At 64.8% G+C, this 7,903-nt stretch carries 5 protein-coding genes; 1 reads left to right on the forward strand and 4 read right to left on the reverse strand.

Translation table 11 applies throughout. The annotated features are described in order from the left end of the window. Window positions 1–817: 817 nt before the first annotated feature. Genes AC05QJ_RS05775 through AC05QJ_RS05790 form a run of 4 tightly spaced genes read right to left on the reverse strand, consistent with a single transcriptional unit; the run spans window position 818 to window position 6,518 of the window. Window positions 818–2,911 (reverse strand): site-2 protease family protein, encoded by a 2,094-nt coding sequence (locus AC05QJ_RS05775; RefSeq protein WP_476746011.1) that lies wholly within the window; start codon window positions 2,909–2,911, stop codon window positions 818–820. After that, window positions 2,911–4,257 carry an efflux RND transporter periplasmic adaptor subunit gene (locus AC05QJ_RS05780; RefSeq protein WP_476746012.1) on the reverse strand — a complete coding sequence of 449 codons (1,347 nt, stop codon included), beginning with the start codon at window positions 4,255–4,257 and terminating at the stop codon, window positions 2,911–2,913. The genes AC05QJ_RS05775 and AC05QJ_RS05780 overlap by 1 nt, the downstream gene beginning before the upstream one ends. Continuing rightward, window positions 4,244–5,002: an efflux RND transporter periplasmic adaptor subunit gene (locus AC05QJ_RS05785; protein WP_476746013.1), complete on the reverse strand. Its 759-nt coding sequence runs from the start codon at window positions 5,000–5,002 to the stop codon at window positions 4,244–4,246. Before AC05QJ_RS05785 ends, AC05QJ_RS05780 begins: the two co-directional genes overlap by 14 nt. Continuing rightward, window positions 4,983–6,518 carry a TolC family protein gene (locus AC05QJ_RS05790; protein ID WP_476746014.1) on the reverse strand — a complete coding sequence of 512 codons (1,536 nt, stop codon included), beginning with the start codon at window positions 6,516–6,518 and terminating at the stop codon, window positions 4,983–4,985. Before AC05QJ_RS05790 ends, AC05QJ_RS05785 begins: the two co-directional genes overlap by 20 nt. 307 nt (window positions 6,519–6,825) lie before the next feature. Between AC05QJ_RS05790 and AC05QJ_RS05795 the strand changes: the two genes are divergently transcribed. Then, window positions 6,826–7,776, forward strand: a complete 951-nt coding sequence (locus tag AC05QJ_RS05795) for an IS110 family transposase (RefSeq protein WP_476742461.1) — start codon at window positions 6,826–6,828, stop codon at window positions 7,774–7,776. Window positions 7,777–7,903 lie beyond the last annotated feature (127 nt).

Here is a 7,903-nt window from a genome sequence, read left to right on the forward strand (position 1 = left end):
CACTGAGCTGAGTCTGGTGTTTGGGCATTGGCTGGTCAGGGATCTGCAGGGCGAAATTCAGAGCGCTGTCGAGATGTTCGGCGGCACGGCGCAGGGCCTGGTCGTGGGTGAGGCCGGGTTTGATGCAGAGGATGGGCGGGGGTCTGGGACGAGCTTTTTCATGGTGTAACTCCTATATCGATCATTGGAGTCACCACCATCCGCTGCTAGACGAAGGGTGGCGACTGTACGCGAGTTAGCAGACCGGAGATATAGGAATCCGGCGCACCCGAAGGTGCCCACGCGCACAGCCGCCATAAAGCTGCTTTTGCGCCTATATCATCTGTTCGGACTGCTAATCCGGTCGTTGATTTGGCAACGACCCGGGGAGGCTAGACAGCGTTTCCGATGAGCGCAACAAGCTGGCAGGGTGCGGGAGTATGCTTGGGAAATTGCCTACAAGAAAGTCGGAGATCGGGGAAGTTTGGTTGCTTTATGCGACACCATCGGTGGGGATTGGGTGTGTTTGGTGGTGCATGGCTGGAGGGCTTCAGCGTTCTTGAGATCGAGCGCCGCCCGCGCGGCGCATCGCCGGCAACGCCGGCTCCCACATTCGTTGCAACGCGCCATGGCCTGTGAGATTCGAGTTGCCAGTCTTTGGTGCTTGGCGATCTATTGCGGGGACGCTGTCTGGCTCGACTCGGTATCGTGTCTTACACACAAGGCGATCAACCCTGCAGCAACCTGTGGGAGCCGGCGTTGCCGGCGATGCGCCGCGTGGGCGGCGCTCGATCTGAAGGGCGCTGAAAAAGCCACAGCCATGCACCCGGGCCCCTACCTAAAACCCACTCTCCCGCAACCCGACCCCCGCCACCCAGCGCCCGAAATCCCCTAGCACGCTGCGCCGCTCGCCCTCGATCTTCAACCGTCCCCGTGTCTCCCGAACCTCGGCCAGCGGCGCATCCAGCCCCACCAGCACCTGGAACAGCGCGCTGCTGGGCACCATCTGCTCTTGCGCCGTGACCTGCACCGGTCCGCCGTAGTGGGCCGACAACATGCGGTGTGCCAGTTGCCCGGTGCGGGTACTGCCGATGGCCAGGACGCGCCCGCTGACCGGCGCGGTCTGGCCCTCAGGGTAGAAACGCACCGGGTCGCCCACGGCGATGCGGTGCACCTGGTCTTGCGCGACATAAGCATCGATCTGCCAGTGCCGAGGGTCGATGAGGATGCCCAGCGGTTCCTGGCGGTTGACCCACTGGCCGGGCTTCCAGTCAGGATTGAGGTCGAGCCAGGTACCGGCGAACGGCGCCTGCAGGTTCAGCCGGGCGATCTCTGTGCGGGTGGCGCGGGTCTCTTCGAGCTGCACATTAAGGCGCTGACGGGTGGCGGCATCTTCGGCCAGCCCCGACGGATCGGCCAGCAACCCGGACAGCCGCGCCTCGTAACTGCGGGCGTTGGCTTCGCTGCTGGTAATGCGTGAGGCGAGGTCGGGTTCGTCGAGGGTGACCAGCACCTGCCCGGCCTCGACCGTGGTGCTACCGTGCACCGATTGCAGCCGTGCCGGGTATGGCGCATAGACCCGCCACTGGTGTTCGGCACGGGCCACGCCCACGGCGTCGATCTGGCTGTGCCAGGGGATCGCCAGCCCGGCCAGCATCGCCAGCAGCAGGCCGTTGAACAGCACTTTGCGCAGACGTGGAATGCGTGCGCGCTCACGCCACCAGTGACCCAGCTCGCGCATCACCGGCAGGGCGATGAACCACGACAGTTCGACCATGAACAGAACGATCCCCAGCAGTTTGAAGAAGAACAGGTACACCGCCACGGCAATGCCGAGAAACAGCACCAGCCGGTACAGCCAGGTGACGATGGCGAAGGCCACCAACGCGCGCCGCTGACGGGGCGCAAAGGGCTCCGGCCACGGCTCGTCGAGGCCCAGCAGGTTGCGCCGCAGGGCGACCCGGGCCAGGGCCGAGGCGCGTTCGTGGAGGTTGGGAAAATCCAGCAGGTCGCTGAGGATGAAGTACCCGTCGAAACGCATGAACGGGCTGGCGTTCAGCGCCAGTGACAGCAGCCAGCTGGTGGTGGCGAGGTAGAGCAGGGCATTGCGCAGTGCGCCGGGGTCGCACAGGGCCCAGCCGAGGGTGGCGAGGCCCGCCAGCGACAGCTCGGTGATGATCCCCGCCGAGGCGATCGCCAGGCGCTGGCGCGAGCGTTGCAGTTTCCAGCTCTCGCCGGTGTCGGTGTAGAGCATCGGCCATAGCACCACGAAGGCGATGCCCATGTGCCCGACCCGCAAGCCGAGGCGGGTGGCGACCAGGGCGTGGCCGAGCTCGTGCAGCGTCTTGGCGACGATCAGGGCCAGGGCGAAACTGAACAGGCCCTCGGTGGAAAATGACTCGACCACGGCATGGGTGAAGCTGTCCCACTGCTGCATCACCAGGATGATGCCGAGCAGGCTGAGGACGATCACCAGCAGCCCGGTCAGCGGGTGGAACAGCCAGCCGAGAGCGTTCGCCAGGCGTTGCAGGCCGGCTTGCGGGCGCAGCAGCGGAATGCGGAAGAACAGGTAGTGATGCAGCCACCAGCGCCAGCTCGACCAGGTGCGCTCCTCGCTCTTGGCCTGCAGGCGCGCCAGTTGCGCGGGGGTGGGCCGCAGCAACTGGTGCTGGTCGAGAAACTGGCGGAAGTCGAGGATCTGCTCCACGTCGGGCTTGAGGGCGGTGTGGTCGGAAATCGTCTGGCTGATCTGCCGCGGCGTGCCGCCCCAGCGCAGCAGGCATTCGAATTCCAGCCAGCCGACGCGGTAGAAGCGGTTGAGTACGGTGTCCTGGATCACCCAGGCCGGCTCGCCGCTGGTGCCGGTGGCGGCTTCACTCAGGCGCAGGTCTTCGCGCAGGGGCGGCAGCGGCAGATCGGCGGGGTCGAGCATTACCAGCCGCTCCAGGCGCGCAGGGTCGCCAACGGCCGACGCAGCAGGTAGTAGCCCAGCAGCACGCGGTCGCTGTAGAGCTTGGCGGTGCCGTGCAGGCCGAGGCGGGCGTGTTCGGGCTGGTCGTCGATGCTCGCCAGCAGGCGGTAGGCGACCACGCCTTCATCGCTCGGGCGGGCCTGGTAGCTGGTCTCCAGAATCCGGCCCTTGAGCGGGCTCAGCGGGTAGGCGGTGAGGAACAGCGTCACCTCGGCGCCAGGTTCCAGGGCGATGGCATCGGCCACGGCCAACTGGATCTGCATGGCCGGCTTCGCCGGGTCGGCCACCTGCAGGATGCGCTCGCCGGTGACCACCGGTTTGCCCAGCCAGTCGTTGGGGTCGCTGAACACTGCGACACCGGCCCGTGGCGCCAGCACCTGGGTGCGCCGCAGCTGCGCCTGTACCGCGGCCAGTTCAGCGCGGCGCTGCTGAGCGCGGCCTTCGAGCAGGGTCAGCTCGTTCTTGCTCTGTGGATTGTCGAAAGCGCGCTGGCTGGCGGCCAGCAGTTCGGCATCGGCCACCGCGACTTCCTTGCCGAGCACGTCGGCGCGGCTGCGCAGGGTGGTCTCGTCGAGGCTGAACAGCGGCGTGCCGGCCTCCACCGGCTGGTTGGGGCGCACCTGCATCCGGGCGATCACACCGTCGATGGGCGAGCTGATGATCTGCGCCTGGCGCGAGACGATCTGCGCCGGCGCCAGGGCGGTCTGGCGCACCGGGATCAGCAGCACGCCGAGCAGCACCAGCACGCCAACGAGCAGGCGCTTGCGATTGATCCGCCAGCGGCCGAGGCGCTGGCGCCGGCTCAGGGCGCTCCAGCAATAGGCCCAGGTGCCCACCAGCCCGCCGATCTGCTGGCGCAGCACCGGTGGCGGCGGCTCGTCGAGCAGCAGCAGGAGCAGGCCGAGACGGCGCGGTTCGCGGTCGTGCAACGGGATGCACCAGACACCCGCCGGCCACCATTCGCTCCAGCCTTCGGCGATGTCTTCGGGCGGGTTGGCGCTGTCGGCGGTGAGCCACACCGGTTCGGCATCGGGCACTTGCCCGGCGACCCAGCGGCCGGCGCGCTCCAGCCATACCAGGTAGGGCGAGTCTTCAGTAGGGCGGGCCAGGCCCGAGACGCTGAGCAGTTCCAGCGCCTTGTCGTGGCTGGCGAACACCAGCGCCTGGTGAAACGGCAGGATCGGGTAAAGGTCGTTGGCCATGCCGAACGCCAGGGCGTTCAGCGAATCGGCGGCCTGGGCCTTGTCGCGCAGGGTGTCCAGTTGCAGCAGCAGGTGCGGGTGGGGCAACGGCTCATTCATTGTCATGGCTGAACCGCGCGGTGCCGCTCATGCCGGCTATCAGGTCGGGGAATTTATCGTCCAGCCGGGCTTCCAGTTCCACGGTCTGGGCCACGGCATCGACGCGGGCATTGATGACGCTGACCTTGGCCGGGTAGGTCTTGCCGGTTTCGTGGATGGTCACCTGCAGCGGCAGGCCGGGCTTGAGGTCTTTCAACTGGCTGGACGGCACGTTGAGGCGCACTTTCAGCGCGCCGTCGCCCACCAGGTCGAACAGCGGCGTGCCGGCGCTGACGGTCTGGAAGGGTTTGACGTAGACCTTGGCCACGTGCCCGGAAAACGGCGCCAGCACCTGGCAATAGCCGCTCTGGGCCTCGCCCATGGCGCGGGCGCCGTCGGCCTTGAGCACTTCGGTGTTGGCCATGGAAACCTCGATGTCGCCCACGGCTTCGAGCTTGCGCAACTGCTTTTTCGCTTCGAGGTTCTGCCTGGCCATCGCCAGTTCGGCGGCGGCCACTTTGCTGCGGGCCTGGGCTTCGTTGCAGTTGAAGCGGGCGAGCACGGCGGACTTGCCGACGTGTTCGCCGAAGCGTGCACTGAGGTCACCCAGGGTGCCGTTCATCTGGCTGGAGAGGGTGGTTTCCAGTTCTGCCGCCAGCAGCACGCGAAGGGTCGGTTCGGTGCTGGCGGGTGTTTCGTCGGCCTGGGCGCCGAGGCTGGCCAGGGCCAGCACTACGGCGAGACTGCGTGGATCAACGACCGGCTTGGGCATTCGGGATTCCTTGCTGGCTTACGAGCAGGCGCTGGCGCTCCTGATCATTGAGGGTGTTCTGGATTTCCCGGGCGAGGGTCTTGATGTCGTGCTTGTCGATCTCGGCCGGCAGCACGTCCAGGCCCACCGAGTTGTACAGCCGGCCCCAGGCCGCCTGGGCGCTGGAGAACGCCGCTTCGCGCTGGTAGCGCGACAGCAGGTAGCGACCTTCGGCGCGGATCACTTCCAGCTCCGAGCCCAGGGCGCCGGTCCTGGCGGCGGTGGCGTAGTCGAGCAGGCTGCGATCGACCCGCAGGCTGTCGTCGGTGAACGCCACTTCCTGGCGCGCCAGTTGGTAGCGCAAGGTGCCGACCCGCACCTGGGTCAGGATCGCCATCGACAGGGCGACGCGGCGGGCGTCGTCGGTCTCGCTCTGGGACTTGGCGGCGTTGTTGATCGCCGGCAGTTGCAGCAGGCGCAGCAGGTTCATCGACACCTGCAGGCCGGTGCCCATCCAGTCGTTGTTGTAGAGGTATTTGTTGGAGTCGTACTTGTAGCCGAAGTCGACGCTGACGTTCGGCCACAACTGCGCCTTGGCGATGTCCAGGTCTTTCTGGTTGACCCGCTTGCGGTACCACTCCTCCATGATTTCCGGGCGGTTCTGCAGCGACAGTTGTTCGAGCTGGGCCATGCTCTGGCGCAGTTCCGGCAGTGGGGTTTCGGCGGTGTCGGCCAGGACCATCTTCGAGCCGGGCGGCAGCGACATCAGCGCGGCCAGTTCGGCGTTGGCGAACTCCAGGTCCTGGCGGCGCACGGTGAGCAGGTACACCGAGTCGAGCAGGGCACGCTGGTAGGCGAGGATCTCCTGGCGTGGCAGCAGGCCCTTGGTCTCGGCTTCGCGGGCGGAGGTCAGGGCGCGGTGGGTGCGCATCAGCAGCTTGTCCACTTCCGGCATCAGGCGCTGGGCACCGAGGGCGCGCCAGTAGGCGTTGCGCACGTCCTGCAGGACGTTCTGCGCCACCTTGCGGCGGCGTTCCTCGGCCATGAGGATCTGGTCGGACTTCTGTTGGGTGCGGTAATAGGCGACGCCGAAGTCCAGCAGGCTCCAGCTCAGGCCCAGGCCGTAGAGTTCGCGATAGCGCTCTTCGGAGGTGGAGGGCCGCAAGCTGACCTGGCGGTCTTCGATGCCGATGGAGGTGCCGCCGGAATCGTTGTTGCGCCCGGCGTAGCCGGCGGAGGCCACCAGGCGCGGCAGCATCTCGTGGCTGGAGACGTCGCGCAGGTCGGAGGCCAGGGCGCTTTCCATCAGTTTGAGGCGGTAGTCGAGGTTGTACTTCAGTGCCCGTGCGGCGGCCTCGTAGAAGGTGATGGGCGCGGTGACCGGTTCCTGCTCGCCGTACATGCGGCTCTGGTCGGCGAGGATGCGTTGGCGGTTTTCCTCCTCGGTGGAGGGCTTGGGGTCCAGCGACGAGCAGGCGCTGAGCAGCAGCGCCGACGCGAGGGCGATGACGTAGAACCGGGCTGCGGGTTTTGGCATGTTCAATCCTTTGGATTTTGCGAGACCTTGTGGGCGCTGGCTTGCCAGCGATTGCGTCAGTGCGTTCGGCATCGTCATCGCTGGCAAGCCAGCTTGTGTCTTCAAGGCCTCTTAAACTCAGAAGGGTGAGAGCGGTGGATGGCAGACTGAATGCCAGCGGTGCTTAAAGCACGAGTGGGAGCCAAGTCGCCATCCACCTCTCACTCTGACCAGAAGCCCGAACAGTTGGATGAGCGGCAAAACTCGAAATCACAAGCTAGGGATAGGTCAGAGCGCTCTCACTTCTTGAGTGTAAGAGGGCTTGGCGATGATTTCCTACTTTGTTGGTCTCGATGTTTCGAAAGCGACTGTGGATGTGGGGTTTCTTCCTGCGAATTACCCGCAGTTCCAGATCAGTAACGACTCTGATGGCTTCGCTCAGCTGATTGCATGCCTGAACGGGCTTGAAGTCGAGCGAGTACTGCTTGAGGCCACCGGTGGTTATGAGAGGGCTTTGCTCAAGGCCCTGCAGCTAAGCGGTCTTAATGTGGTTCGCGTCAATCCCAAGCGCGCTCGTGACTATGCCAGATCCATGAACAAGCTTGCCAAGACCGACAAAATCGACGCTCGGATGCTGGCGAAGTTTGCCCGAGATATCGAGGACTTGCCGCCGGTTGAGCCTAACCAGGCTCGGGATGAGCTGGGGGAGTTGATCAAGCTGCGAGGCAATCTGGTCAAGGATCGAGACAGCAACAAGCGCCGGATACAACAAACCACTCAGGCCATAGCTATATCCACCTACACCGATCTCATCGCTTATCTGAACCAGAAAATCAAAGCACTGGATGAGGCGATTGAGAAGGCCTCGAACGCCCTGAATCAGGAGAAAGCCAGTCAGTTGAGATCGGTGAAAGGGATTGGAGTCATTGCGTGCGGCACGCTCATGGCATCGCTGCCTGAGCTCGGAGCCGTGACAGGGCGCAAGATCGCGGCCCTGGTAGGGTTAGCCCCTTACAACAACGACAGCGGCAAGAAGAGCGGCCCCAGATCGATCGAAGGCGGGCGCTATGCAGTGCGCCGTGTGCTCTATATGTCGACCTGGTCAATGGTTCGCCACGATCCGGAAGTCAAAGCCGAATATGAGGCTCTGCGAGCGCGAGGCAAACTTGCCAAGGTCGTTATTGTGGCCTGCATGCGCAAGATCCTGGTACGTCTTAACGCGATGCTGCGAGACGGCACGAAGTGGAAAGAACCGAAATCTCAGATACCCGCAACCTGACAGCAAGCGAGGGCTGATTTACTGAAAAGCGGGCTTCGCCAGCGAAACCGCAATGCGGTATCGCTGGCGAAGCCATGCCTGAAGGGGGCGTTTGAAAAAAATCCTTAAAGACAGTTGCTCCCACAGG

The organism is Pseudomonas sp. TUM25319 (genome assembly GCF_056388475.1).